The following is a 25,652-nucleotide window of genomic DNA, read 5'->3' on the forward strand; positions in this document are numbered from 1 at the left end:
GTCCCGACCGTCGCCCGTCGACGCGCCGATCGCCCGGGCGTCACGGCACAGGCCGCAAACAGGCCCCCTCGGGACCTTCGGGTCGAAGGTCCCGAGACCATCTGGCCTTCGTCTGCGGCATTGGAATCGCCATGTCACCTACGTTGTAGGTGAACGATTCATTTCCGGCCGCTGCGCCGCCGCCCTCGCGCCCTCCCCCTTCCTCGCGCCCCGGGCATCGCCGGCCGCTCCCCCACACCCCCAGGAACGCCATGACCTCCGCCGCCCACGAGCTCTTCGAGCGCGGCCTGCGCGACCACCTCGCGCCCGCCCTCCGCCTCCTGGGCCTCACCGGCTGGCGGCGGACCTTCAGCCTCCCCGACCCGACCCACTGGGCGCTGCTCGGCCTGGTCGAGCAGCGCGCCGACGGCCGGCTGCGCTACACCTTCGACCTGAGCCTGGTCCACCGCGCCGACTGGACCGCCGCCGCCCTCCCCGGCCCGCGCCCGGACCCGCGCGCCGTCTACGGCATCGAGTCCTGGCGCGCCCGGATCGGCGAACTGCTGCCGGTCGGCGAGGACGTCTGGTGGGAGGTGCTGCCCGGACCGCGCTGGCGGGTCACCCTGGACGACTCGGTGGCCGCCGTCCGACACTACGGGCTGCCCGAGCTGCGCCGCCGGGCCGAACGGGAGCGCGGCGCCGCCACCGGCGAGACCTACCTCTCGGCCGCCGAGCTGGAACAGGTCAACACCGCGCTGCTGGCCGTCCCGGTGGCCCGCGTCCAGCGCGCCGAGCTGGTCGACGGAGCGCTCGTCCTCACCGGCGCCTGGACCAGGGCGGACGCGGCCGCCCGCACGGTGCTGCGCGGCGTCGCCCACGGGTTCCTCTCCGCCGAGGACGAGTCGGCCGGGAACGAGGCGGCCTCGGACGAGGCGGCCGGGGACCGGCTCTTCGCCGTGGTGCGCTGCGTGGACACCCTCGGCCGGCCGCTCTGGGACTTCGGCCACCCCTGACGCCGCACGGCGTTCACCCTGCTCAACGGCACTGTCACGGTGCGCGCCGTGACAACTGTCATGCGGATCCGGCAACGCACGGCACTGCTGGGCGGGCGGCCCGCTCGGAAGACTGGAGGCACGACGGAGCGGGCAGCGGCCCGCCGACCGAGCAGCCAGTCCGGGGAGGAACCCACCATGAGCCAGATCGCCGCCACCGCCACCGCCGGCACCGCTCCCCACCCTCTCGGCAAGGCCCTCCGCCCGCTCGCCGTCGACATCGCCGGCCCGCTCGCCGGCTTCTACCTCCTCCACTCCGGCCTCGGCCTGAGCGAGTTCGCCGCCCTCGCCTGGAGCAGCGCCTTCCCGGTCGCCCGCACCGTGCTCGGCCTGGTCGGGGAGCGCACGCTCAACCGCTTCGCCGCCCTGATGCTCGGCGTGAACCTGGTCGGCCTGGCACTCACGGCGGTCAGCGGCGACGCCCGGCTGATGCTCGCCAAGGATTCGGTGCTCAGCGGCTTCATGGCGCTGGCGATCCTGGCCTCCGCGCCGACCGCCCGTCCGCTGATGTCCGCCGCGCTGCGCCCCTTCCTCACCAAGGGCGACCCGGCCCGCGAGGCCGCCTGGGACCGGCTCGCGGCGGGCTCGCGCTCCTTCCGTCGCCACGAGCGGCTGTTCTCCGCCATCTGGGGCGGCGCGCTGCTCGCCGAGTGCGCGGCCCGGGTGGTCGGCGCCTTCACGCTGCCGGTGGCCACCATGGCGTGGCTGTCCACCGTCCTGCTGGTCGCCGGGCTGGCCGCCGGCTCGGTGCTCGGCCGGACCGCCGCCGAGCCGATGGTGAAGCTGGTCCGCACCGAGGCCGCCGCCTGATCACCCCACCCCACTGATCATCCGAACATCCCAGGAACCATCCGGCTCCACCGGAAGTCCACACATCACGAGGGGGTAACGGGACCCCCTCGTCGAGGAAACGGGGAACCGATGAGCCGGGCCGATGCGCAACCCACCACCACCGAGGACCGCACCCTGGTCTGGGACGGCTGCCTCAACGTCCGCGACCTGGGCGGACTGCGCACCACCACCGGCGCCCGCACCACCCGCGGCGCGATCGTCCGCGCCGACAACCTGGACCGGCTCACCGCCGAGGGCTGGGACGCCGTCCTCGACCACGGTGTGCGCACCGTCGTCGACCTGCGCGACATCACGGAGTACAAGCCGCTCCTGCCGCTGCCCGAGGGCGTCGAGCTGATCCGCGTCCCGCTGGACGAACTCGCCGGCCCCGCCTGGTGGAAGAGCTACGGCCACCTCGACGGCACCCCGCTGGCCCTGCGCCCCTACCTCGACCACTGCCCGCACGCCGCCGCCGAACTGATCACCACCATCGCCGGCGCCCGCCCCGGCGGCCTGGTCGTGCACTGCGGCGCCGGCCGCGACCGCACCGGCCTGGCCGCCCTCCTGCTGCTCGCCCTCGCGGACGTCACCCCCGCCGAGATCGTCACGGACTACCTCCAGAGCGCCCCCAACGTCCGCCCCCTCTACGGCATGCTCGGCCTCCCCGACCAGTACCGCCGCATCGACGCCGTCCTCACCGAGGCCGGCACCACCGCGGAAGCCGCCGTCACCGCCACCCTCGCCGACTTCGCGCCCACCCCCTACCTGCTGTCCGCCGGCGTCACCCCCGCCGACCTCGCCGCCGTCCGCCGCCGCCTGCTGCCCTCCTGACGGACCGCCACCCGGGAGTGGGAGGCCGATCGGTCCGACCTCCCGCCCCGGAGGGTTCATTCCGGCGCTCCGATAATCGTTCGCGGTCGGCCCGGTGAGCGCTCAATACTTCCGGGCATGGTGGACTTCTCCGACTTCGACACCCGCAACTACCCCACCGTGGACGTCCGGACGGGCTACGCCGGGTGGGTCGACACCTACGAGCAGACCGTCGAGGACGCGATGGACCTCGCCGTCCTCGACCGGCTCGCCCTGCCCGCCTGGCCGGAGGTGCGCCGGGCCGCCGACCTCGGCTGCGGCACCGGCCGGACCGGCGCCTGGCTGCGCGGCCGGGCCGCCGAGGGCCTGGCACTGGACGGCGTGGACCTCACGCCCGAGATGCTGGCCCGCGCCGAGGAGCGCGGCGCCCACGACACCCTCACCGAGGGGGACGTCGCCGCCACCGGACTCCCCGCCGGCGGCTACGACCTGGTGATCTCCTCACTGATCGACGAGCACCTGGCCGACCTCGGCCCCTACTACCGCGAGGCCTTCCGGCTGGCCCGCCCGGGCGGGCGCTGCGTCCTGGTCGGGCTGCACCCGTCCTTCATCATGGCGGCCGGCATGCCGACCCACTTCACCGGCGCGGACGGCTCGGACGTCGCCATCACCACCCACGTCCACCTGGTCTCCGACCACCTCACGGCCGGCCTGGCGGCGGGCTGGACGCTGGTCGAGATGCGGGAGGCGGTGGTGGACGAGGGGTGGATCGCGCTCAAGCCGAAGTGGGAGAAGTACCGCAGCCACCCGGTCTCGGCGGCCTACGTCTGGGAGAAGCGGTAGGGAGGCCGGCCACTTCGGCGTCAACCGATGGTTGACGATCTGGGATCGACAACCTAAGGTTGACGCTATGGAGAATCCGATCGTTCCCAAGACCACTCAGCTGCGCCTCGACGATCTGATCGACGCGATCAAGAAGCTCCACGCCGACGCGCTCGACCAGCTCTCCGACGCCGTCATCGCCGCCGACCACCTCGGCGAGCTCGCCGACCACCTCATCGGCCACTTCGTCGACCAGGCCCGCCGCTCCGGCGCCTCCTGGACCGACATCGGCCGCAGCATGGGCGTCAGCAAGCAGGCCGCCCAGAAGCGCTTCGTCCCCAAGGACCCGGCCACCCCCAACGACCTCGACCCGAGCCAGGGCTTCGGCCGGTTCACCGACCGGGCCCGGCACGTCGTGATGGCCTCGCAGGAGGAGGCCCGTCAGGCCGGCAACGCCGAGATCGGCGCCGAGCACCTGCTGCTCGGCCTGCTCGTCGAGCCCGACGGCCTGGGCGTGCGGGTGCTCGCCACCCAGGGCGTCACCCCCCAGGCGCTGCGCACGGCCGCCACCGCCGTGCTGCCGGCCCCGGACGCCGAGGTGCCGGCGCTCATCCCGTACGACGCCCGGGGCAAGAAGGCGCTGGAGCTGACCTTCCGGGAGGCGCTGAAGCTCGGTCACAACTACGTGGGCACCGAGCACATCCTGCTCGCCCTGCTGGAGCTGGAGAACGGCGCCGGGGTGCTGAACGACCTCGGCGTCGAGAAGGCGGAGGTCGAGCGCCTCATCGGCGAACTCCTCGCCGCCTTCGTCGCGTCGACCGCGGACGACGACGAGGGCCAGGCCTGACCGGACCGTTCCGGGGCCGCGCGGGACGGGCGCGGCTCCGGGACTCCGTCGGTCGCTCAGAAGCCCGACACATGGGTGGTGACGATCCGGACCCGCCCGTCCGACTGCGCCGCCAGGGCCGCGCGCAGCCGCAACGACCGCGCCGGGCCCAGCAGTTCGAGCGCTTCCTCGTCCTCGACCCAGCGGTGGTCGTCGAGTTCGCCGTCCGGGACGGTCACAGGGGTACCGTCCGGGACGGCGCCGAAGTCGAAGAGGAAGTGCTCGGCCGGGTGGTCGAGTTCGTCCGACGGGTGGGTCCAGGAGATGGCCAGCAGCTCCCCGGCCTCCCGGACGATGCCGGTCTCCTCCAGCAGCTCCCGGGCCGCGCACTCCGCGGGCCCCTCCCCCAGGTCGATCGTCCCGCCCGGGAACTGCCAGTGCTCCCGGTAGCCCGCCTTGACCAGCAGGATCCGCCCGGAGGCGTCCCGCAGGACGCACCCCGCCGCCGCGTAGATCCGCGGCAGCGAGGCCAACCACTCTTCACGGGACTTCAACGGCTCGACCGGCACGGCTGGGCCTCCTGGGGTGCGGGGAAACGACGCGCCCCACTCTGCCAGCCGGCGGAACGGTCAGCTCCGGGCGGCCATGTGCTCGACCAGGCGGTCGAAGCTGGAGTTGTGGCCGGCCTCCGCCTCCGGGCCCAGGAACATCGCCGGGACGTTCTCCTGCTCCATGAGCACCCGGGTGCGGCCGTCGCCGAGGTCGCTCAGGGTGATCCGGCCGGTGAGGCCGACGCCCTCCTCGAAGAACTCCAGCATCTCGTCCTCGCGGATCGCGGTGAACCGGGCGCGCAACGGGTAGCGGTCGCCGGTCGCCTCGATCACCATCGTGCTGTCGAAGCGTCCGCCGACCTCCGGCTCGATGGTCACGGTGTCCAGCGGGACGTGGGTGCCGACCGGGCCCCAGAAGCGGACGAACTGCGCGGGCTCGACGTACGCCCGGAAGACCTCGGCCGGGGTGGCCCGCAGCTCACGGACGATGGACAGGGTGCCGAGGTTCTCGGTCATGGTGGTGGTTCCTTCGGGTCGGAGGAGCGCCGCTCGGTGCCGCGCTTTCACAGGGGTAGACCGGAGGCACATCGGAAACTCATCGCTCTTCGGCGAAGTTTTTCGGAAATCTTCTCCGGTGGCCGATGAGGCCGGTCCGCCGCACCGGTCTGATCTCCGTGGAGACCGAACCGAAGACCGAACCGAAGACCGAAGCGAAGGCGTCCGCCGACCGGTTGCTGAGCTGCGACCTGGGCGCCCTGACCGCCCCCGACCTGGCCGTCGTCGACGCCCTGGCCCGGCTGCGGCTGGCCACCGCCCGGCACGGCGTGCGACTCGTCCTGCTCAACACCGGCGGCCCGCTGCGCGAACTGCTCGCGTTCAGCGGGCTGGCCGGTGTCCTCCTGGTCGAGGAGGACGCCGCGGCGCTACTCCCCGGCCGCCAGCCGCGGCGGCAGGCCGAAGAACGGGAACAGCACGTCGGTGTCGAGGAAGTTGGTGAGCCCGGTGATCCGGCCCGCTGACACCTCCAGCACGATCAGCGCCCACGGCTCGTGCCCGCCGTCCGGGCTCGGCCGGTACTGGCCGAACGCCGGACTGCCGTTGGCCCGCGCCGCGACCAGCCGAGAGCCCCGGCAGCCGTGGCCCGGCCCGAGCATCCACTCCCTGAGGTCCGCGTGCCCGGTCAGCCAGAGCGCGAACGGCGGCATGTTCAGCGTGACGTCCTCGTGCAGCAGTGCCGCCAGGCCGTCCATGTCGTACGCCTCGAAGGCCGCGACGTACCGGTCCAGCAGGGCCCGGTGGTCCTCGTCCAGCGCCGGGGCCGGCCGGGCGGAAGCCGGGTCGGCGGCCAGCGCCGCCCGGGCCCGCTGGAGCGCGCTGTTCACCGAGGCGACGGTGACGCCGAGCAGTTCGGCGACCTCGTTGGCCCGCCAGCCGAGCACCTCGCGCAGGATCAGCACCGCCCGCTGCCGGGGCGCCAGTCGCTGGAGCGCGGCGACGAAGGCCAGCCGCACCGACTCGCGCTGCGCGGCCACCTCCGCCGGATCACCGCTCTCGGGCAGCACCCGGCCGTCCGGCGCCGGGCCGATCCAGGTGACCTCGGGCAGCTGGGCGTCGGTCGCGGTGGCCACCGTGGAGGGGCCCGCCAGGTCCATCGGCCGGGCCCGGGCGTTGCGGCCGTTCAGCGCGTCCAAACAAACATTGGTGGCGATCCGGTAGAGCCAGGAGCGCAGCGCCGCACGACCCTCGAAGCCCCGGTACCCGCGCCAGGCGCGGACCATGGTGTCCTGCACCGCGTCCTCGGCCTCGAAGACCGAGCCGAGCATGCGGTAGCAGTACCCGGTCAGTTCCGTCCGGTACCGCTCCAGCTGGAGCTCGACCGGCTCCTCCGTCATCAGCTCGGCCATCGCCCGTGCCCCCGCTCACCTGCTGTCCTCGATCGGCAGGAAAGGTACCGCAGACCACTGACAGAACCACCGCCAACGCCACCGCACGGCCCCGGCCGACGTCCTGAACGCGGGTCAGGGCGCCGACCGGGGCGGGGCGCTCAGTGCGCGCTGTGCTTCTCGGCACCGCGGTGCCGGTGTCCCCGGAGTTCGGCGTGCTGCGACGGCGCGGCGTGCGGGACGGCGGTCACCGCGTCCCGGCCGCCGTGCCGGAACGAGTCGGCGCCCGCGGCCCCGGCGCCGGCGGCGGCCTGCGGGACGCCGGTCCGCAGCCGGGGCGGGAGCGTGTCCGGCGTCGCCGCCATGCCCCGGCGCTCCAGCAGGTCCCGGGCGCCGCGGCGGAGTCTGGGAGAGCTTCCCGCTGTTCGTTCGGTCATCGTCGGCCTCCCTTCGGTGGCCGCCGGCCAGACGGAACCCGGCCGGAGGCCGCACGGGCGTTATGTCCCGATTGGTCGGGAATTACACCTCAACCCATGGCGGCCGGAACGTCAACCCGGTCATCCCCTCGACCCGGTCACCCCATGAGCTCGTGGACGAAGCACCACCGCCAGTCCTCCCCCGGCTCGTAGGACCGGATCACCGGGTGGGAGCTGTTGTGGAAGTGCGCGGTGGCGTGCCGCTGCGGCGAGAAGTCGCAGCAGCCGATGTGGCCGCAGTCCAGGCAGAGCCGCAGGTGCACCCAGTCCCGGCGCCCCTGGGCCAGGCAGTCGGCGCAGCCGTCCACGGGCGGCAGCGGCGCGATGTCCCTGGGTGCGGCGGCGAGGTCTTCGCAGTCGCTCATGGAACGCACAGTAGTGACGCCGGGCCCGCCCCGCTCCCCGGGACACGCACCCGGAGGGCGCGTGGGAGCATGCACCAGTGGCGGATGTGACGGGGAACGCGACGATCAGCACGGCCGGCGGCACCGGGGACCCCCCGCCCCCGGGCATATCCGGCACCGGCCGGATCCGGCAGCCCGCGGCACTGATCCGGCTGCTCGCCGGCCTCGCCGTGATCGCCCTCACCCTGCTCGGCGCCGACTACGCCCGGGCCACCACCAACGGCCTCGCCGAGGACGCCGCCGCTCTCGCCGCACTGGTGCCGCACCCGCTGGGCGGCGTCGCCACCGGCCTCAGCACCGCCGCGCTGCTGCTCCTGCCCGGCTTCTCGGGCGCCTGCCGGCTGCTCGGCACCGCGGCGGACCGGCGGCACGTCCTCCAGCAGCTCGCCGACGGCGTACTGGCCGCCGTCCTCGCCTACGGTGCCTCGCTCGCCGTCGACCTGTGGATCGACGGGCGCGCACCGTTCTCCCTGGCCTCCGCGCTCACCCGGCCGCTGCCCGGCGACCCGCTCGCCCGCACCGAGCCGGTGTACGGCTACCTCGCCCCCGTCCTCGCCTTCCTCATCGCCTCCGCGGCCCGCGAACGGCGGGTGCCGTGGGCCGTCCTCAGCCTCTCCGCGCTGGCCGGACTCGCCGGCGGGACCGCCACCCCGACCGCCCTGCTGCTGGGTCTGCTGATCGGCTGGACGGCCGCCCACGGCACCCGCTGGGCCGTCGGCACCCCCGACCCGCGGCCCCGGCCCGGACGGCTCCTGCAGAGCCTGCGCGAGGCCGGCCTGCGCCCGGCCGCCGCCACCCCGGCCGGCCCGGACCGCTACCTGGTCCGCCAGCAGGACGGCCGCCCCGAACTCGACGTCCAGCTGCTCGACCGGCAGGCGGTCACCGCCGCCCTGGTGCAGCGGGCCTGGCGGCGGCTGCGGCTGCGCACCGCCCCGCACCCGCGCGCCCTGCGCTCGCTGCGCACCGGGCTGGAGCACGAGGCCCTGGTCTCCTACGCGGCGGTGGCCGCCGGGGTCCGCACCCACCGGATCGCCGCCACCGCCGAGCTCGGCCCGGACACCGCGCTGGTCGCCTACGAGCGGCTGCCCGGCCGCACCCTGGACGAGCTGGGCGACGAGGAGCTCACCGACGCGCTGCTCGCCGACGCCTGGGGCCAGCTGGCCCTGCTCCAGCGGCGGGCGATCGCGCACCGCGCGCTGGTGCCCTCCGCGCTGCTGGTGGACGCGGCGGGGGCGGTGCACCTGGTGAACCTCGCGGACGGCGACATCGCCGCGAGCGAGCTGGTGCTGCGCTGCGACGTCGCCCAGCTGCTCACCACGCTCGCGCTGCGCACCGGGGCCGAACGCTCGGTGCGCGCCGCGGTGGCGGCGCTCGGCCCGGACGCGGTCGCCGCCGCCCTGCCGCTGCTCCAGCCGATCGCGCTGACCCGCGGCACCCGGCTCGCCCTCAAACGGTCCGGACGGACCGCACCGGCCGCACCGCCCGGACCGCCCGCGCCGCCCGAGCCCGACCTGCTGGAGCAGATCCGTACCGAGATCCTCCACAGCCGCCCGCAGGCCCCGGTCCGACCGGTCCGGCTGGAGCGGCTGCGCCCCCGCACCGTGCTCGCCGTCGGCGGCGGCGTGGTGGCCGGCTGGCTGCTGATCCCGCAGTTCTTCGCCACCGAGCGCAACCCGCTCACCGCCGTCGCCGACGCCGACCCGTTCTGGCTCGTCCTCGCCCTGCTCGCCGCGGCCACCAGCCACGTCATGGGGGCGATGGGCTTCGTCGGCTTCGTCCCCGAGCGGCTGGACTTCCGCAACGCCGTGCTGGCGCAGGTCGCCGGCTCCTTCGTGAAGCTGGTCTCCCCCGGCGGGGTCGGCGGCGTCGCCCTGAACACCCGCTTCCTCCAGCGGGCCGGCATCCCGACCGCCCAGGCGCTCTCCAGCGTCGGCGTCGGACAGCTGCTCGGACTGGTGCTGCACCTGCTGCAGGTCGGCGCCTTCGTCTACCTGACCGGCCTGGAGGCCGGCGGCTCCGAGCTGGAGATCCTGCCGTTCGTGGTCGGCGGCATCGCGGTGGCGGGCGCCGTGCTGGCCACGGTGTCCGCCGTGCCGCCCGCCCGGCGCTGGCTGGTCGCCCGGCTGCGTCCGCTGACCGCCGAGGTGCTGCCCCGGCTGGTGGAGCTGCTGCGCAACCCGGGGCGGCTGGCCGTCGGCTTCACCGGGCAGCTGTTGGTGTCGATCACGCTGATCAGCTGCCTGTACTGCTGTGCCCGGGCGGTCGGGTCGGAGCCGGGCTTCGCCGCGGTCGGCGTGGTGTTCCTGGTCGGCAACGCGGCGGGCAGCGCCGCGCCGACCCCGGGCGGGGCCGGCTTCGTGGACGGCGCGCTGGCGGCCGGCCTGAAGTGGGCCACCTCGATGGACGACGGCGGGATCGCGGCCACCGTCACGCTCTTCCGGCTGCTCACCCTCCTGCTGCCGGTGCTCCCCGGCTGGGCGGCGTTCAGCTGGCTCCAGCGCCGCGGGGCGCTCTGACCCCGGGCTTCCGACGCGGGCGGGCCCGGCGACCGGCCCTACTCCCGGTACTCGTCCTGGTCGAGCTGGACGATCCGGTTCTGTTCGGCGGCGTCCGCGACGTCGGTGGCCGGGTCCGCGCCCAGCGACCGCCGCTCGGCCAGCTCGTCGTACTCGTCCTCGGCCGTCTGCTCGTCCGGCTCCGCGGCCTCGTCGGCCTCGTCCAGGTAGTCCTCGTGGTTCTGCGGCATGGCGTCCGTCCTCGTTCCTCGAAGGTTCCTCGGAGGCTTCCTCTGACCCGATGGCCACTGCCCGGTGGGGTACTGGCAGTATCCGTCGGCCTCCGCCCGGGCGCGAAGCGCCGACGGCGCGTCGGCGTGTTGCCTCCTCCCACGCCCGCCGGGCAGAACGGGCCTCCCGGCCACCGGGGTACGATCGGAGCCGTACCAGCAGGGCTTACCCACACCTCCCGGTGGCCCCGAGGCCCTTACGAACGACGGGGAATTCATGTCCGGCTCGCACTACTTCACCGGTGCACCCGAGGTCGCCAGTGAGCGCCGCCCGATCACGGTCACCCTGCCGGACCTCACCCTGGAGCTCACCACCGACGCGGGCGTCTTCTCCCGCACCCGGCTGGACCCGGGAACCCGGATCCTGCTGGAGCACGCGCCGGCGCCCCGGGTGCGCGGCCCGATCCTGGACGTCGGCTGCGGCTACGGCCCGATCGCGCTGACCTGGGCGACCCGCCGCAAGCGGCTCCCGGTCTGGGCGGTGGACGTCAACGGCCGCGCCCTGGAACTGGTCCGGCACAACGCCGAGTCGCTGGGGCTGGGCAACGTCGAGGCCGCGCTGCCCGAGGAGGTCCCCGCCGAACTGCGGTTCGCGGCGATCTACTCCAACCCGCCGATCCGGATCGGCAAGGCGGCGCTGCGCCGGCTGCTGGAGCAGTGGCTCGGCCGGCTGACCCCGGACGGCTCCGCCTTCCTGGTGGTGCAGAAGCACCTCGGCTCGGACTCGCTGCAGAAGTGGCTGAACGAGCAGGGCTGGCCGACCACCCGGCTGACCTCGGTCAACGGGTTCCGGATTCTGGAAGCGCGGCCCCGCCCGACGGCGGGCGAGGGCCCCGAGAGTGGACGAGGGACGACGTCGTGAAGCAGCTCCGCGGGACCGAACTGAAGCGGCTGCACCGCTCGTGGCGGCGTGGCAACGAGTTCCGGCTCGCGATGATCCTGGAGAACCTCCAGTCGCCCTTCAACGTCGGCTCGGTCGTCCGGACCGGCGCCGCAATGGGCGCGGAGAAGCTCTACCTGACCGGTGACACCCCGTCGGTGCGCTCGTCCGGCGCGCAGAAGGCCGCGATGGGCACCGACAAGTACCTGAAGGTGGAGCACTTCCCCACCGTCGCCGAGGCGATCGAGGCCGCCAAGGCCGATGGCTTCAAGGTGGTCGGCCTGGAGCTCGCGGACGACGCGGTGCCGATGTTCGCCGCCGAGCTGACCCCGGCGGTCGCCTTTGTGCTCGGCCACGAGGACCGCGGGGTGACGGCGGACGCGCTCGCCCTCTGCGACCAGGTGGTCTACGTGCCGCAGCTGGGCCGGGTCGGCTCGCTCAACGTCTCCGCCGCCGCCACGGTGGCCTGCTACGAGGCGCGCCGCCAGGGGTACGCGATCACCGGCACCCCGGACGGCTCCGACGTCGGCGGCCCCGACGAGGACTGAGCCCGGCAACGGCCGGGCCCGACGACCGGGCCCGGCAACGGCTGAACCGCGTCCCGGGCGGGGGCCGATCCGTCCCCGCCCGGGACCGGGTCACACCTCGACCAGCACCTTGCCCCGGTTGACGTCGCGGTCCAGGTAGAGGCTCCGGTAGGCCTGCGGGATCGCGTCGAACCCCTTGTGCACGGTCTGGTGGTAGCGGATCTCCCCGCTGCCGACCAGCCCGCCGAGCTCCCGGTGCATCTGCGCCAGCAGCGGCTCGGTGAACCACTCCTGGGCGAAGATCCCGCGGATCGTGGTGCGCGGGAACATGATGTACGGCAGCAGCCGCGGCCCGGTCAGCTCGCCGTTCACCGTGGTCGCCCACTGCCAGCAGACCGCCACCCGGCTGTCCACGTTCAGCATGGTGAACACCGCGTCGGTGACGGCCCCGCCCAGGTTGTCGAAGTAGCGGTCGACGCCGTCCGGCGCGGCGATCAGCAGCGCCTGCCGGACCTTCTCCGCGTCGTCGCCCTGCGCGTAGACCACCACCTCGTCGAAGCCCAGTTCGCGCAGGTACTCGGCCTTGCCCGGCGAGCCGGTGGTGCCGACCACCCGGCCGGCGCCGGCCCGCTTCGCCAACTGGCCCACCAGGGTGCCGATCGAGCCGGACGCGCCGCTGATCACCACGGTGTCGCCGGGGCGGACCTCCAGGAAGCGGGTGAGCGTGCCCCACGCCGTCATCCCGGGCGCGCCCATGATGCCCAGCGCGGTGGACAGCGGCAGCCGCTCGTCGTACCAGGACGGGTCCAGCCGGCGGTAGGCCGGGAAGACCATCGGGAAGATGCCGGTCGTCCACAGCTCCTCGGCGCCGTTGTGGACGACGTGGGTGCGCCAGCCGCCGAAGCCCTGCACCAGGTCGCCGACCGCGAACGCCGCCTCCGGCCCGGCCCCGATCACCTCCATGATCGAGTCGGCGCCCATGTGGTGGCCGACCGGCGTCTCCAACGCCAGGCCGTTCTGGTACGGGTCCACCGAGACGTACCTGGTCCGGAACAGCATCTCGTCCGGCCGCAGGTCGATCGTGACGTCCTCGACGACCTTCTCGTAGATCCGGTTGACGTCGGGCACGCCGTCCAGGTGTTCCCGGACCACCCACTTCTCGATCCTCATGCCAGGGCTCCCGTCTGCACGTTCTCGCTGTCCTCGCGGCCTTCGTCCCGCGCCGCCTCACCGGCTGCCACCGGCGCCGTCCGGCCGGCCGGCTCGGCGGGCCGGCCCACCGGGATGACCAGGTGCGTCGGCGGCGGGGCGCTCCGGTCGATCTCGGCGGTGAACTCCAGCCCGTCGTCCCGGCAGACGAACTGCATGACGTGCCGCCCGGCGGCGGCCGCCCGGATCAGCCCGCCGATGGTCGCCCAGACCCCGGAGAGGTAGAAGTTCGACAGCCCGGGCAGCACCGGGCCGCTCCGCTTGATCTCCTCCTCCACCGTCTCGGCGCCCTCCACGAAGGGGTTCCAGCCGGGGAAGGTGCCGTCGTAGACGCCGGTGTAGCGGACCTGGGTGAGCGGGGTGGACACGTCGGCCACGGCCACCGCGTCCTTGAAACCGGGGAAGCGCTCGTCCAGGAAGGAGACGATGCCGTTGCGCACCCGCCGCTTGGCCGCCACGTACTCCCGGCCGTGCTTGACCGGCAGGGTGTGCAGCTCCTCGCCGCGCCGCACCCGGGAGGACCGCTCCGGCCCCTCCGACAGCGCCCGCCAGGGGGCGATGTCGGAGAAGTACGTCGCGAACACCACGGTGGAACCGGACGGCGCCAGCTCCGGGTAGTGCCGGGTGCGGAACTGGACGTTCATCGAGGGGCAGCGGATCCCGGTCAGCGCGGCCGCCTCCCGCTCGCCCAGCAGGTAGGTGGTGCACGGGTCGCCCGCCGGGAAGGGCTTGCGCAGGCCCAGGAAGAGCGCCACGTAGCCCGGCGACAGCTGGCCCGGCTCGTCGATCAGCGAGGTGTAGAGCCGGCGGTAGGTGTCGTTGAGGTACCGGCCCTTGAGCAGCTTCATCACCGTGGTGTGGCCGTCGGCGGCGGACACCACGATGTCGGCCCGGTACTCCCGGCCGTCGCTGAGCCGCACGCCCACCGCGCGGTCCTCCTCGACCAGGATCTCCTCGACCTTGGCGTTGTAGGTGATCTCCCCGCCGAGCCCGCGGTAGCGGTCCTCGATCGACCGGGCCAGCGCGAGCGAACCGCCCTCCGGCACCCCGGCCGCCTGGTTGGCGTGCGAGGCGAGCTGGAAGTAGAACGGCAGCACCGGGAAGGCCGGGTGCTTCTCGTAGAGGATGAAGTTGAACGCCTCGCGCAGCAGCGGGTCGCTGAACCGCTGCGAGAAGTCCGTCATCAGCACCGCGATCGACTTGCGGATGGTGTTGAAGTACGGCGTGAAGGAGGCCAGCATCCGCCAGCGCTCCAGCCGGCCCATCAGCCCGACCGGCTTGAGGAACGGGTAGGCCGCGAGCGCCCGGCGGAAGGTCCGGATCCCCGCGCAGAACTCCCGGATCGGCGCCGCGTCGACCGGCGAGAGACCCAGCAGGTGCGCCTCAAGCCGGTCCGGGTCGGAGTAGAAGTAGACCGCCCGGCCGTCCCGGCCCCGGACGATGTTGAAGACGTCGAAGTGCCGCATCTCCTTGCCCTGGAGCGCGCCCAGTTCGAGCCAGATCTGGTACATCTCGTTGCCCGGGCCGTTGCCGAGCAGCCAGCTGATGCACCAGTCGAAGGTGAAGTCGCTGCGGTCCCAGCCGGTGCAGGACCCGCCGGGGATCTCGTGCATCTCGAAGATCCTGGTGCGGTAGCCGTTCATCCGGGCGTAGCACCCGGTGGACAGGCCGCCGAGACCGCCGCCGACGATGATCATCGACTCCCGCCGGCGTGCGGTGTCTGTCTGCCGTGCCATTACTGGCCTTCCTCGTCGTCCTTGCCTTGTCCGGCCGTGTTTTGTCCGGCCGTGCCTGGTCCGGCCGTGCTCTGCCGTGCCCTGCCTTGCCGTGGCGTCCGTGGGGGCGGGCGTTCACCAGGCGATCGGGAGCGCCTGCAGACCGTTCACCATCGCGTCCTCCTTCCAGCGCAGCTCGCGCTCGGGTACGGCCAGCCGCAGCCCCGGCAACCGGGTCAGCACCTGCTCGATCGCCACCTGGAGCTCCAGCCGGGCGAGGTGCGCGCCGATGCAGTAGTGCACGCCGTGGCCGAAGCCGATGTGCGGGTTGGCCGGCCGGTCCAGCACCAGCCGCTCGGGCTCCTCGAACACCTCCGGGTCCCGGTTGGCGGCGGCGGTCGCGATCATCACCGCCTCACCGGACCGGATCACCACCCCGCCCAGCTCGACGTCCTCGGTGGCGTACCGGGGCAGGCTGAAGCCGGTGAGCAGCGGCACGTAGCGCATCAGCTCCTCGACGGCCTTGGGGATCAGCCCGGGGTTCTCCCGCAGCCTCGCCGACTCCTCCGGGTTCACCAGCAGCTGGTGGAAGAAGTTGCCGATCTGGTTGGTGGTGGAGACGAAGCCGGCGATCAGCAGGTCGCAGGCGATGGAGAGCAGCTCCTCCTCGCTGATCAGCCGCTGCTCGCGGCAGGCCCGGACCAGCGTGGTGAGCAGGTCGTCGCCGGGCTCGCGGCCGCGCAGCTCCAGCACCCCGGCCATGTAGTCGATGAACGCCTGCCCGTCGACGGCCAGCACCTCGCCCGGGGTGACGGCGGAGAGCACCGTCTCCGCCCACCGCCAGAGCATCCGGTGGTCCTCGGCCGGGATGCCGAGCACCTCGCAGATGATGGTGGTCGGCATCGGGATCGCGAAGTCCTCGACCAGTTCGGCGGGTTGGCCCTTGGCGAGGATGCCGTCGAGCAGCTCGTCGGCCAGCTCCCGGGCCCGCACGCGCAGTCCCTCGACCCGGCGGGCGCTGAACTCCTTGGCCACCAGAGAGCGCAGCCGGGTGTGCTCGGGCGGCTCGGTGGAGAACAGGCCGGCGCCGGTGCGGGCCACCGGGCGCATCCGCGGCTGGTCCTCGCTCATCGCGGCGGCCAGGCTGAACCGCGGGTCGCCGAGCACCGCCCGGACGTCCTCGTACCGGGTGGCCAGCCAGGCGCCGTCGCCGTACGGCATCCGGATCCTGACCAGCGGCTGCTCGCGCAACTCGGCGTAGCGGGGGTCGAGTTCGAGGCCGTTTGGCTCGAAGGGGTAGCTCAGCGGCGGGTGCTGGCGGAGCATGGGCGGATCCGTCTCTCGTGCGGGGGCGGGCAGACTCGGGACTCGGCCCCGGACCGTCTCAGGACGCATGGGGGGCGGCTCCGGTGAGGATCGACCGGGCGAGCCCGGCGTTGTGGGCGATGAAGTCGCGGTCGAGCATCTCGGCGTGGGTGCCGAAGCCCTTGAAGACCGCCGTCCGGGTGGCCGAGCTGCCGTGCCAGGCGCCGTGCTGCCCGGCCTCGTACAGCGCCACCTTCTCGTCGTCGGAGATCACGCTGAGCGCGGCGGTGACCACCCCGAGGTTGGGCGTGCGGCTGCAGAACCGCAGGTAGTCCCGGGCCTGTTCGCGGGTCTCCTGGGCGACCGCGGCGGAGCCGGTGTGCCGCTGGAGGTGCTCGGCCAGCTCCCGCTCGAAGGCCTGGAGGTGCTCGTCACCGAGGTCGAAGGACTCCGGGATCCGGTGCGAGTCCATGATCACCACATTGGGCACCGCCCGGCCGCGCCGCTCCAGCTCCTTGGCCACCTCGAAGGCGAGGTTGCCGCCGAGCGAGTAGCCGAGCAGGGCGCACGGGCCCTCCGGCTGGAGCACCTCGACGAGGTCCGCGTAGCGGTCGACCTTGTCGTCCCCCGACACGTAGTTGAAGGCGACCGTCCGGTACTCCGGCAGGTGGGCCGCGAACTGCCGGTACACCAGCCCGTGGCCGCCGGCCGGCGGGAAGCAGAACAGCGTCTGCTGCTGGTCCTGGTTGAACCAGAGGTACGGCTGGGCGCCCTCGATCCGGCCGGTGATGATGTGCTCGACGGTCTTGGCCATCCCGTGCAGGGTGGTGACCTTGAAGAGCTGGCTGACCGGGATGCTGATGTTGAACTCGGCCTGCAGACCGTGGATCAGCTCGATCAGCTTGATCGAGGAGCCGCCCGACTCGAAGAAGTCGTGCTGGAGGCCGGGCTCCTCGACCCCCAGCAGCGCCCGCCAGTGCTCGGCCATCCGGACCTCGTAGAGGGTGACCGGCGGCTCGGCGGCCTCCGCGGTGTCGGTGCGGGGCTCGGGCAGTGCGGCCGTGTCCACCTTGCCGTTGGCGGTGAGCGGCAGCGCGGGCAGCTCGACGAAGTGCGTCGGGATCATGAAGGTCGGCAGGTAGCCGGCCAGGTGGCGGCGCAGCTCCCGGTGGTCGAAGGTCCGTCCGGGGGCGGGCACGCAGTAGGCGCAGAGCACGTGCTCGCCGTCGCGGTCCGGCCGGACGGTGACCACCGCCCGCTCCAGCTCGGGCCAGTCGGCGAGCTGGGTCTCGATCTCGCCCAGCTCGATCCGGTGGCCGCGGACCTTGATCTGCGTGTCGGCCCGGCCGAGCAGGTGCACCCCGCCCTCGGCGTCCCAGCGGGCGAGGTCCCCGGTGCGGTAGAGCCGCAGGGGTTCGCCGCCGTCGGCGCCGCCGAGCGGCAGGGTGGCGAACCGGCCGGCGGTCTGCTCCTCGTCGCCGAGGTAGCCGAGCGCGACGCCGGAGCCGCCGATCCACAGCTCCCCGGTGACGCCGGGCGGCACCGGGCGGCCCTGCGCGTCGAGCAGGTAGAAGGCGCTGTTGGGGAACGGCCGCCCGATCGGGACCATCCGGCTGGGCTCCAGGCCGTCCGCCGGGCCCTCGAAGTAGGCGCTGTCGATGGTGGTCTCGGTCAGGCCGTAGGAGTTGACCAGCCGCGTCCGGGGCCCGCACAGGGCGCCCAGCCGCTGGTACTCCTCGACCTTCCAGACGTCCGAGCCGACCACCAGCAGCCGCATGAACGCCAGGTCCTGCCCGGTGCGTTCGCAGTGGTCCAGGACGGTGCGGACCACCGCCGGGACGAACTCGGCGGCGTCCACCCGCTCGGCGCGCATCACCTCGTACAGCCGGGCGGTGTTGAACAGCAGCTCCCGGCCGATCAGCACCAGGGCGCCGCCGGAGCAGAGCGCGCGGACCACGTCCCCGGTGAAGACGTCGAAGGCCGGGCCGGCCATCTGGAGGTGGACCCGGGCGTCGGTGTCCAGCCGGTACTCGGCCTGCCAGGCCCGGTAGGCCGAGGCGAGGTTGCCGTGGGAGACCCGCACCGCCTTGGGCCGGCCGGTGGAGCCTGAGGTGTAGATGACGTACGCCGGGTCGTGGTGGTTCACCACCGCGTCGGTGAACCCGTCGTCGTCCGCGTCGAGTTCGGCGGTGGTGACCAGCCGGGCGGGCAGCGCGCCGAGCCGCTCGGCGTCGTCGCCGACCAGCAGCGCGGCGCCCGCGTGCTCCACCATGTACGCCAGCCGGTCCACCGGGTGGCCCGGGTCCAGCGGCAGGTAGGCGGCGCCGGTGCGGAGCACCGCGAGCAGGGTGGTGATCAGCTCCGGCGACTTGGGCAGGCAGATCGCCACCACGCCGCCCGGTCCGGCGCCCAGCGCGCGCAGCCGGGCGGCGGCCCGCCGGGAGCGCTCGGCCAGCTCGCCGTAGGACAGCCGGGCGGTCGGGCCGGACTCGGCCGGCGCGGCCACCGCGGGCGCCGTCGGGTCCGCCTCCGCCGCGCGCAGCACCAGCCGGTGCACCGGCTCACCGAACGGGACCCGCCGGTCGGCGCCGCTCCACTGCCGGAGCACCACCGCGCGCTCCTCGTGGCCGAGCAGTTCGAGACCGGTGGCGGCGCGCTGCGGACCGGCCGTGGTCAGCGCGTCCAGCAGATTGACGTAGTGGCCGGCCATCCGGGCCATCGTCGCGGGCAGGAAGAGGTCGGTGTTGTACTTGAAGACGCAGTGGAAGCGGTGCTCGGCCTCGTCCTCGTAGGCGGACAGGGTGATGTCGAACTGCCCCTCCTCCTCAGGGAGTTCGATGTACTCCAGGTGGTAGCCGTACTTCTCGGTGGCCACCTTGTGGTGGAGCAGGATGAACATCGCCTGGAAGACCGCCGAGCGGCTCGGGTCGTGCTGCAGCCCGAGCTTCTCCACCAGCAGCACGAACGGGTACTCCTGGTGGTCGAGCCCGCCCAGCACGGTGGTCCGCACCCGGTCCAGCAGCTCGGCGACGGTCGGGGCGCCGGCCAGCGAGACGTGCAGCGGCAGCGGGTTGACGAAGTAGCCGTAGACGCCGGCGAACTCCTCGTCGGTGCGGCCGGTCACCGGGCTGCCGACGATGATGTCGTCCTGGCCGGCGTAGGCGTGCAGCAGCAGGTAGTAGGCGCTGAGCAGCACCATGAAGACGGTGACGCCGTGCTCCCGGGCCAGCGCGTGCACCCGGGCGCTGAGTTCCTCGTCCAGGACGAAGAACTCGGAGGCGCCGTTGTGGGTCTGCACCGCCGGGCGCGGCCGATCGGTGGGCAGGCTGAGGATCGGCACCTCGGCGGGCAGGTGCGAGCGCCAGTACTCCAGCATCTTCGGCGCCTCGCGGCCGGCCAGGAAGGCGTTCTGCCGGTTGAGGAAGTCCAGGTAGCGGGCGGCCACCGGGGGCAGCTCGGGAACCCGGCCGCGGCGCAGCCCCTCGTAGACGGCGAGCAGCTCCTCGATGAAGGTGAAGGTGGAGATCGCGTCCGAGATGATGTGGTGGACGGCCTTCATGATCACCCAGCGGGCCGGTCCGCGCCGGAACAGCCGGAACCGCACCAGCGGGTCCCGCTCCAGGTCGTACGGCTTGCGGTACTCGCGGACGATCATCGCGTGGATGTCGTCCCAGGCCAGGCCCTCGACGTCGAAGACCCCGAAGTCCGGCTCCACCGCGGCGGAGATCCGCTGCACGGCCCGGCCGGCGTCCAGCACGAAGTTGGCCCGCAGGCTCGGGTGGCGCTCGACCATGGTCCGGAAGGCCAGCGCCATCAGCTCGGGCTCCAGCTCCACCCGGACCTCGACGGCGCCGCCGATGTTGTAGGCGAAACCGTCCGGGTTGAGCTGCTTGAGGAACCAGAGCGCCTTCTGGTTCTGGGTCAGCGGGTAGGCCGACTCGTCCTCGTGGCGCTCGGCCTCGACCGCGCCGGCGCCGTCCGCCTGCTCGTCCAGCAGCTCGGCCAGCGACTCGTGCAGCCGGGCGACCAGCTCGGCCACCGGGGTGTTGCCGAGCAGCGCCACCACCGGGAGGGTGGCGCCGAGTTCGCTGCCCAGACGGGCCCGCAGCTCCATCGCGAGCAGCGAGTCCAGGCCGAGGCCGCCGAGGCCCGCGGCGGGGTCGATCTGCTCGACCGGCACCCGCAGCACGGTCGCGGCCAGCGCGGTGAACCGCTCGGTGAGCAGCACCCGCCGCTCCTCCTCGCCGGCCGCCCGCAGGGCGTCCAGCAGGCCGGTCCGCCCGGCCGCCGGGGCGGTCTCCCGGGCCGCGGCGGCGAGTTCGGCGACCAACGGCGGCGGGGCCGGGTACCAGGAGAGGAACACCGGCCAGTCGACGACGGTGGCGACCAGCAGCTGGGCGCGGTCCTGGCCGAGCACCCGCTCCAGCACCGCCATCCCGGTCTCCGGGGCGAGCGAGCTCATGCCCCGGCTGTACCGGTAGTGGTCGATGAGGCCGAGCTCCTCGATCATGCCGGTGGCCCACGGGCCCCAGTCGAGGCTGAGCGCGGGCAGGCCCAGGGCGCGGCGGTGGTGCGCCAGGGCGTCCAGGAAGGCGTTGCCGGCGGCGTAGTTGGTCTGTCCGGCGGTGGTCAGCAGCGAGGCGATCGAGGCGAACAGGACGAAGTGGTCCAGCGGCTCGCCGGCCAGCTGCCGGTGCAGGGCGAAGGCACCGAGCACCTTGGGGCCGTAGACGGCCTCGAAGGTCTCCCGGTCCAGCTCGCCGACCAGGGTGTCCCTGACCTGCCCGGCGAGGTGGAAGACGCCCCGGATCGGCGGGCGGTCCAGCCGCCGGTACTCGGCCAGCCAGGCGGCCAGCGCGGCCTCGTCGGTGACGTCCAGCGGTGCCGGGACCGGCTCGGCCCCGAGCGCCTCCAGCTCGCGCAGGAAGGCGGCGCGCTCCCCGGCCGGGCTCGCCGGATCGAGCTCACGCCACCGCTCGCGCGGCGGCAGCGGGCTGCGGCCGACCAGGATCAGCCGCCGCGCCCCGCGCTTCACCAGGGTGCGGCAGAGCAGCCGCCCGAGCGCCCCGAAGGCCCCGGTCACCAGGTACGCGGCGTCCGGCCGCAGCCGCGGCGCGAGCGGCCGGCTCAGCCCCTCGGCCGTCCGCAGCCGACTGGTCAGCCGGCGCCCGCCGCGCAGCGCGATCTCGTCCTCGTCCGCGAGCGCGAACTCCCGCAGCAGCGCCTCGGCCTCCACGGCGGCCCCGGTCTCGGCGGCAGCCCCGGTCTCGGCGGCCGGGCCGAGATCGACCAGCTTGCCCTGGTGGGAGGGGAGTTCCTGGTGGCGCAGCACCCGGGTGATGCCCCAGGCGGGGGCGGCCAGCGGTTCCACGAGCTCGCCGGGGCCGGTGGACTGGGCGGAGCGGGTGACGACGTGCAGCCGGCTGTCGGGGAGCTCGGCGGCCAGCAGCGCGGCGACAGTGACCAGGCTGTAGGCGCCCTCGGCGGTGTGGCCGGCGACGACGGCGTGGTCGGCCCCCGCCAGCCCGGGCCGGTCGAGGTTCCACAGGTGGACCACGGCGGCCGGGTCGGGGGCTCCGGCGGCCCGGCGGTCGGCCAGCAGCCGGGCGAGGTCCTCGGCCGAACCGGGGTCGACGGTGGCCGGGCGGTCGCCCTCGGGGGGCCGGTAGCCGCCGCCGGCGCGGACCAGCAGGCAGCTGCCGCCGCGGGCGGCGATCCGCTCGGCCAGCGCGTCGGCGACCCCGCTGCGGTCGGCGAACAGCAGCCAGTGGTCGGGGTGTTCGGCCAGCAGGTCGGTGGTGTCCTCGGCGGCCGGCAGCTCCGACCAGGAGGGTTCGGCGAGCCAGCCGTCGATGGTGCCCAGGCCGACGGCGGTGGCCGCCTGCTCGACGTCGGCGGCCCGGAAGCCGGTGATCCCGCCGAGCGGCGCACCGTTCTCGTCGTGCACCGCGAGGTCACCGACGAGCTCGCTGCCGCCGTCCCGGGTGACGGTGGCGTGCACCCAGAGCGGGCGCTCGCCGACCGCGTCCAGCCGGACCTCCGCGATCCCCACCGGCAGCCGGATGCCCGCGGACTCGGGGCGGCCGTCCAGCAGTTGGGGCGTCAGCAGGGTCTGGAAGAACGCGTCCATCACCACCGGGTGCACCTGGTGCCGCTCGCCCTGCCCGGCGACCGGCGCCGTCGGGCGGATCCGGGCCAGCGCCTCGCCGGGCCCGATCCAGACCTCCTCGATGCCCTGGAAGGCGGGGCCGTAGTGGTAACCCAGCGCGGCGAGTTCGGCGTAGCAGTCGGGCCCGGCGAGCCGGCGCACGGCCCGCCCGCGCACCGCCTCGACGTCCAGCGGCCGGCCGGGCCGGCGGCGCTGGGCGGGGCGGACGGCGCCGACCGTGTGCACCGTGCGCTCGGCGCCCTCGCCGGTGGCGACGGTGAACGAGCCGTGCTCGGCGCTGAGGGTGAGCCGGACGGCGCGGCTCTCCTCGTCCGGCAGGAACAGCGCCTTGCGCAGTTCGATGTCGGCCAGCGCGGCGTCCGTGCCGCCGGTGAGCGCGCGGACCGCCTGGACGGCCATCTCCAGGTAGCCGGCGGCCGGGAACAGCACGTCGCCCTGGATCCGGTGGTCCTCCAGGTAGGGCAGGGCCTCGGCGTCCAGCCGGGCCTCCCAGGCCGGTTCGGCACCGGGCAGCCGACGGCCGAGCAGCGGGTGGTCGACCTCCCCGCGCCGGACCTGCTCGACCGGCCGCGGCTCCACCCAGTGGCGGTCGCGCCGGAACGGGTAGCGCGGCAGCGGGACGATCCGGCCGGCCGGCTGGAGCGCCGACCAGTCGAGCGCGACCCCGAGGTTGTGCAGCGCGGCCAGCGAGGCCGTGAAGACGACCCGCTCGTCCTCCTGGCGGCGGATCGAGGGCAGGGTCCGCACCTCGGGCCGGTCCGCCGTGCCCGGGTGGGCCTCGACGGTCTCCTGGATCGAGCGGCCGAGCACCGGGTGCGGGCCGATCTCCAGGAACAGCCCGTAGCCGTCGTCGGCCAGCCGCTCCACGGCCTGCCGGAAACGGACGCTGTCGCGGACGTTGTGCCACCAGTACCCGGCGTCGAGCTCGGTGCCGTGCGCGGTGCCCTCACGGCCGGTGAGGTAGAGCGGGACCTGCGCCGGGCGGGCCTTGAGGTCGGCCAGCGACTCCAGCAGCTCGTCCTTGATCAGCTCCATCCGGGCGCTGTGGTACGGGACTTCGACGGTCAGCGGCCGGGCGAAGACCTGCTCCGCGGTGAGCGCCGCGGCGAGCTCGGCCAGCGCCGCCTCGTCTCCGGCGAGGGTGAGCGAGCCGGGGCTGTTGACGGCCGCGACCGAGACTGCGTCCCCGTACGGGCGGAGCCGGCGCAGTGCCTCGGCCTCGGTGAGCGCGACGGCGAGCATGCCACCGGTGCCGGCGAGCTTCTGCTGGAGGCGGCTGCGGTGGACCACCACCTTGACCGCGTCGGCCAGGTCGTAGACGCCGGCCTCGTGGAAGGCGGCGACCTCGCCGGTGGAGTGGCCGACGATCGCGTCCGGCCGCACGCCCCGGCTGCGCCAGAGCGCGGCGAGGCCGATCTGGACGGCGAAGTTGGCCGGCTGGGCGAGCCAGGTCTCGGCCATCCGGGACGCCGGCTCGTCGGCGGCGAGTTCGTCGATCAGCGACCAGCCGGTCAGTTCGGCGAGGTGCGCGGCGCACTGCTCGACGGCCTCCCGGTAGACGGGTTCGGCGGCGAACAGCTGGCGGCCCATCGCCCACCACTGCGGGCCCATCCCGGTGAAGACCCAGGCCAGCCGGCGGTGCCGGGCCTCGCGGCGGTGGTCGGTGAGCACCCGGGGGTGCGGCTCGCCGCGCAGGTGGGCGGTGAGCGCCTCGTCCAGGGAGGCCCGGGCGGTGTGCTCGCGGGCGTCGTAGACGATCGAGAGCCGGGCGTCGTGGTGCTGGCGGCGATGGGCGAGGGTGTGGCCGAGGTCGGCCGGGCGGGCCGGGCTGCCGCCGCGCACGCCGGCCAGTTCGGCCCGGATGCCGGCGGCCAGGTCGGGCAGCGCGGCGGCCTCCCGGGCGGTGAGCGGCAGCACCGTCCAGGCGGGGACGTCGGCGGGCTGCGCGGTGCCGGTCCCGCTGCCGATGGAGCCGCCGGCGTGGGGCCCGGCGTCGGCGGAGGGCACGGGCTCCGGCGCGGCCTCCAGCAGGACGTGCGCATTGGTGCCGCCGAAGCCGAAGGAGTTGACCCCGGCCCGGGCCGGTCCGTCGTGGGCCGGCCACGGGGTCGGCTCGGTGGGGATCCGGTAGGGCAGGGTGTCCGGGTCGATCGCCGGGTTGAGCCGTTCCAGGTTGATGTGCGGCGGGATGGTCCGGTGCTTCAGGGCGAGCGCGGACTTGATCAGCCCGGCCAGTCCGGAGGCGGACTCGGTGTGCCCGATGTTGGTCTTGACCGAGCCGACGTAGCAGGCGTCACCGGGGCGCCGGCCGACGGCGAGCGCCCGGGCCAGCGCGTTCGCCTCGATCGGGTCGCCGACCGGGGTGGAGGTGCCGTGCGCCTCGACGTACTGGAGACCGCCGGGGGTGATCCCGGCCTCGGCGCAGACCCGCTCGATCAGGGCGACCTGGGCATCGGGGTTGGGCACGGTGATGCCGTTGGTCCGGCCGTCCTGGTTGACGCCGCTGCCGATGACCACGGCGTGCACCGGGTCGCCGTCGCGCAGGGCGTCGGAGAGCCGCTTGAGCGCCACCACGGCGACGCCCTCGGCCCGGACGTAGCCGTCGGCGGCGGCGTCGAAGGTGCGCGAGCGGCCCTGCGGGGAGAGGAAGCCGCCCTTGGTCTCGGCGATGGTGTACTGCGGGGCGATGTGCAGCAGGGTGCCGCCCGCCAGCGCCAGGTCGGTCTCGCCGCGCTGCAGGCTCTGGGCGGCGAGGTGGACGGCGACCAGCGAGGAGGAGCAGGCGGTGTCGATCGAGACACTGGGACCCCGGAAGTCGAAGCAGTGCGAGATCCGGTTCGACACCATCGTCATCATGGTGCCGGTGGCGGTGTGCGCGGCGAGCGTGTCGAAGGAGAGGTCGGAGAACTGGACGATCTTGTAGTCCAGCGTGAACGCGCCGACGTAGACGCCGACCTCGCGGCCGGCCAGCTCGGCCGGCTTCTGCCCGCCGTCCTCCAGTGCCTCCCAGGCCACCTCCAGCAGCTTCCGCTGCTGCGGGTCCATGTGGTCGGCCTCGCGGCCGCTGATGCCGAAGAACGCCGGGTCGAACTCGTCGAAGCCGTCGATGTAGCCGCCCCGGCCGCCGACCAGCCGGCCGGGCTTGGCCTTGTCGCGGCTGCCGAGGGTGGCCACGTCGTAGCGGCTGCGCGGGGTGGGGGTGATGCAGTCCTTGCCGTCGACCAGGTTCTGCCAGAACGCCCGGTGGTCGCAGGCCCCGCCGGGCAGGCGGAGGCCGATCCCGATGATCGCGATCTTCTCCCGCCCGGCGGCGGACGGGCCGGCGGGTGCGGGGCGTTCGGAGAGTTCCGGGGAGGTGACGAAGCGGGAATCCGTCATGCGAGTCGAGTCCTTGGGTCGCTGTGTTCGCGCGTGCGGGCGGGGTACGG

19 protein-coding genes are annotated in these 25,652 nt (G+C 73.9%); 9 read left to right on the forward strand and 10 right to left on the reverse strand.

Annotation, left to right across the window (positions count from 1 at the left end; all coding sequences use genetic code 11):
- Positions 1 to 251: 251 nt before the first annotated feature.
- The 5 genes from ACFVVU_RS15770 (at position 252) to ACFVVU_RS15790 (ending at position 4,341) form a co-directional block, all read left to right on the forward strand.
- Positions 252 to 992 carry a hypothetical protein gene (locus ACFVVU_RS15770; RefSeq protein WP_387790303.1) on the forward strand — a complete coding sequence of 247 codons (741 nt, stop codon included), beginning with the start codon at positions 252 to 254 and terminating at the stop codon, positions 990 to 992.
- A 177-nt stretch (positions 993 to 1,169) separates the two neighbouring features.
- On the forward strand, positions 1,170 to 1,841 hold the full coding sequence (locus ACFVVU_RS15775; RefSeq protein ID WP_387790305.1) for a VC0807 family protein: 672 nt from the start codon (positions 1,170 to 1,172) through the stop codon (positions 1,839 to 1,841).
- Positions 1,842 to 1,952: 111 nt separating this feature from the next.
- Complete coding sequence (locus ACFVVU_RS15780) at positions 1,953 to 2,693, forward strand: tyrosine-protein phosphatase (RefSeq protein ID WP_380680833.1); 741 nt, start codon at positions 1,953 to 1,955, stop codon at positions 2,691 to 2,693.
- Between the two features lie 117 nt (positions 2,694 to 2,810).
- Complete coding sequence (locus tag ACFVVU_RS15785) at positions 2,811 to 3,515, forward strand: class I SAM-dependent DNA methyltransferase (protein WP_387790307.1); 705 nt, start codon at positions 2,811 to 2,813, stop codon at positions 3,513 to 3,515.
- 67 nt (positions 3,516 to 3,582) lie between these two features.
- Complete coding sequence (locus ACFVVU_RS15790; protein WP_380680827.1) at positions 3,583 to 4,341, forward strand: Clp protease N-terminal domain-containing protein; 759 nt, start codon at positions 3,583 to 3,585, stop codon at positions 4,339 to 4,341.
- Between the two features lie 56 nt (positions 4,342 to 4,397).
- Here ACFVVU_RS15790 and ACFVVU_RS15795 read toward each other — a convergent pair whose 3' ends face one another.
- Entirely contained in the window at positions 4,398 to 4,889 is a 492-nt protein-coding gene (locus ACFVVU_RS15795) for an NUDIX domain-containing protein (protein WP_380680824.1), read from the reverse strand.
- A 60-nt stretch (positions 4,890 to 4,949) separates the two neighbouring features.
- A complete protein-coding gene (locus tag ACFVVU_RS15800) occupies positions 4,950 to 5,387 on the reverse strand; it encodes an SRPBCC domain-containing protein (RefSeq protein WP_387790309.1) in 438 nt (145 codons plus the stop codon).
- Positions 5,388 to 5,512: 125 nt separating this feature from the next.
- Here ACFVVU_RS15800 and ACFVVU_RS15805 point away from each other — a divergent pair, with 125 nt between their 5' ends.
- Positions 5,513 to 5,890 (forward strand): STAS domain-containing protein, encoded by a 378-nt coding sequence (locus ACFVVU_RS15805; RefSeq protein ID WP_387790311.1) that lies wholly within the window; start codon positions 5,513 to 5,515, stop codon positions 5,888 to 5,890.
- Here the strand turns inward: ACFVVU_RS15805 and ACFVVU_RS15810 are convergent.
- The 3 genes from ACFVVU_RS15810 to ACFVVU_RS15820 all read right to left on the reverse strand — a co-directional run bounded on the left by ACFVVU_RS15810 (position 5,795) and on the right by ACFVVU_RS15820 (position 7,595).
- Positions 5,795 to 6,775: a sigma-70 family RNA polymerase sigma factor gene (locus ACFVVU_RS15810; RefSeq protein WP_387790313.1), complete on the reverse strand. Its 981-nt coding sequence runs from the start codon at positions 6,773 to 6,775 to the stop codon at positions 5,795 to 5,797. The genes ACFVVU_RS15805 and ACFVVU_RS15810 overlap by 96 nt on opposite strands.
- A gap of 140 nt (positions 6,776 to 6,915) precedes the next feature.
- Positions 6,916 to 7,191 carry a hypothetical protein gene (locus ACFVVU_RS15815; protein ID WP_387790314.1) on the reverse strand — a complete coding sequence of 92 codons (276 nt, stop codon included), beginning with the start codon at positions 7,189 to 7,191 and terminating at the stop codon, positions 6,916 to 6,918.
- A gap of 137 nt (positions 7,192 to 7,328) precedes the next feature.
- Complete coding sequence (locus tag ACFVVU_RS15820; protein ID WP_355360047.1) at positions 7,329 to 7,595, reverse strand: UBP-type zinc finger domain-containing protein; 267 nt, start codon at positions 7,593 to 7,595, stop codon at positions 7,329 to 7,331.
- 77 nt (positions 7,596 to 7,672) lie between these two features.
- On the opposite strand from ACFVVU_RS15820, the gene ACFVVU_RS15825 reads away from it, so the two are divergent.
- Positions 7,673 to 10,150 carry a YbhN family protein gene (locus ACFVVU_RS15825; protein ID WP_387790316.1) on the forward strand — a complete coding sequence of 826 codons (2,478 nt, stop codon included), beginning with the start codon at positions 7,673 to 7,675 and terminating at the stop codon, positions 10,148 to 10,150.
- 38 nt (positions 10,151 to 10,188) lie between these two features.
- Here ACFVVU_RS15825 and ACFVVU_RS15830 read toward each other — a convergent pair whose 3' ends face one another.
- Positions 10,189 to 10,380 (reverse strand): hypothetical protein, encoded by a 192-nt coding sequence (locus ACFVVU_RS15830; RefSeq protein ID WP_380680806.1) that lies wholly within the window; start codon positions 10,378 to 10,380, stop codon positions 10,189 to 10,191.
- Between the two features lie 256 nt (positions 10,381 to 10,636).
- Between ACFVVU_RS15830 and ACFVVU_RS15835 the strand changes: the two genes are divergently transcribed.
- Together ACFVVU_RS15835 and ACFVVU_RS15840 are read left to right on the forward strand one after the other, a co-directional pair.
- A complete protein-coding gene (locus ACFVVU_RS15835; RefSeq protein ID WP_380680803.1) occupies positions 10,637 to 11,281 on the forward strand; it encodes a class I SAM-dependent methyltransferase in 645 nt (214 codons plus the stop codon).
- On the forward strand, positions 11,278 to 11,847 hold the full coding sequence (locus ACFVVU_RS15840; protein ID WP_380680800.1) for a TrmH family RNA methyltransferase: 570 nt from the start codon (positions 11,278 to 11,280) through the stop codon (positions 11,845 to 11,847). The genes ACFVVU_RS15835 and ACFVVU_RS15840 overlap by 4 nt, the downstream gene beginning before the upstream one ends.
- 90 nt (positions 11,848 to 11,937) lie before the next feature.
- On the opposite strand, the gene ACFVVU_RS15845 is transcribed toward ACFVVU_RS15840, so the two are convergent.
- The 4 genes from ACFVVU_RS15845 to ACFVVU_RS15860 form a co-directional block, all read right to left on the reverse strand.
- A complete protein-coding gene (locus tag ACFVVU_RS15845; RefSeq protein ID WP_387790318.1) occupies positions 11,938 to 12,996 on the reverse strand; it encodes an MDR family NADP-dependent oxidoreductase in 1,059 nt (352 codons plus the stop codon).
- On the reverse strand, positions 12,993 to 14,771 hold the full coding sequence (locus tag ACFVVU_RS15850; protein WP_380680794.1) for a phytoene desaturase family protein: 1,779 nt from the start codon (positions 14,769 to 14,771) through the stop codon (positions 12,993 to 12,995). The genes ACFVVU_RS15845 and ACFVVU_RS15850 overlap by 4 nt, the downstream gene beginning before the upstream one ends.
- A gap of 114 nt (positions 14,772 to 14,885) precedes the next feature.
- Positions 14,886 to 16,076 (reverse strand): cytochrome P450, encoded by a 1,191-nt coding sequence (locus ACFVVU_RS15855; RefSeq protein WP_387790321.1) that lies wholly within the window; start codon positions 16,074 to 16,076, stop codon positions 14,886 to 14,888.
- A gap of 58 nt (positions 16,077 to 16,134) precedes the next feature.
- Positions 16,135 to 25,602: an amino acid adenylation domain-containing protein gene (locus ACFVVU_RS15860; protein ID WP_387790322.1), complete on the reverse strand. Its 9,468-nt coding sequence runs from the start codon at positions 25,600 to 25,602 to the stop codon at positions 16,135 to 16,137.
- Between the last annotated feature and the right edge of the window lie 50 nt (positions 25,603 to 25,652).

The sequence above is a fragment of the Kitasatospora sp. NPDC057965 genome (assembly GCF_042887135.1).
Lineage (GTDB): Bacteria > Actinomycetota > Actinomycetes > Streptomycetales > Streptomycetaceae > Kitasatospora.

What these genes read in the sequence shown, in the direction of transcription:
- ACFVVU_RS15770 (WP_387790303.1), top strand. Translation starts at nt 252, where the DNA reads ATGACCTCCGCCGCCCACGAGCTCTTCGAGCGCGGCCTGCGCGACCAC.
- ACFVVU_RS15775 (WP_387790305.1), top strand. Translation starts at nt 1,170, where the DNA reads ATGAGCCAGATCGCCGCCACCGCCACCGCCGGCACCGCTCCCCACCCT.
- ACFVVU_RS15780 (WP_380680833.1), top strand. Translation starts at nt 1,953, where the DNA reads ATGAGCCGGGCCGATGCGCAACCCACCACCACCGAGGACCGCACCCTG.
- ACFVVU_RS15785 (WP_387790307.1), top strand. Translation starts at nt 2,811, where the DNA reads ATGGTGGACTTCTCCGACTTCGACACCCGCAACTACCCCACCGTGGAC.
- ACFVVU_RS15790 (WP_380680827.1), top strand. Translation starts at nt 3,583, where the DNA reads ATGGAGAATCCGATCGTTCCCAAGACCACTCAGCTGCGCCTCGACGAT.
- ACFVVU_RS15800 (WP_387790309.1), bottom strand. Translation starts at nt 5,387, where the DNA reads ATGACCGAGAACCTCGGCACCCTGTCCATCGTCCGTGAGCTGCGGGCC.
- ACFVVU_RS15805 (WP_387790311.1), top strand. Translation starts at nt 5,513, where the DNA reads ATGAGGCCGGTCCGCCGCACCGGTCTGATCTCCGTGGAGACCGAACCG.
- ACFVVU_RS15810 (WP_387790313.1), bottom strand. Translation starts at nt 6,775, where the DNA reads ATGGCCGAGCTGATGACGGAGGAGCCGGTCGAGCTCCAGCTGGAGCGG.
- ACFVVU_RS15815 (WP_387790314.1), bottom strand. Translation starts at nt 7,191, where the DNA reads ATGACCGAACGAACAGCGGGAAGCTCTCCCAGACTCCGCCGCGGCGCC.
- ACFVVU_RS15820 (WP_355360047.1), bottom strand. Translation starts at nt 7,595, where the DNA reads ATGAGCGACTGCGAAGACCTCGCCGCCGCACCCAGGGACATCGCGCCG.
- ACFVVU_RS15830 (WP_380680806.1), bottom strand. Translation starts at nt 10,380, where the DNA reads ATGCCGCAGAACCACGAGGACTACCTGGACGAGGCCGACGAGGCCGCG.
- ACFVVU_RS15835 (WP_380680803.1), top strand. Translation starts at nt 10,637, where the DNA reads ATGTCCGGCTCGCACTACTTCACCGGTGCACCCGAGGTCGCCAGTGAG.
- ACFVVU_RS15845 (WP_387790318.1), bottom strand. Translation starts at nt 12,996, where the DNA reads ATGAGGATCGAGAAGTGGGTGGTCCGGGAACACCTGGACGGCGTGCCC.
- ACFVVU_RS15850 (WP_380680794.1), bottom strand. Translation starts at nt 14,771, where the DNA reads ATGGCACGGCAGACAGACACCGCACGCCGGCGGGAGTCGATGATCATC.
- ACFVVU_RS15855 (WP_387790321.1), bottom strand. Translation starts at nt 16,076, where the DNA reads ATGCTCCGCCAGCACCCGCCGCTGAGCTACCCCTTCGAGCCAAACGGC.
- ACFVVU_RS15860 (WP_387790322.1), bottom strand. Translation starts at nt 25,602, where the DNA reads ATGACGGATTCCCGCTTCGTCACCTCCCCGGAACTCTCCGAACGCCCC.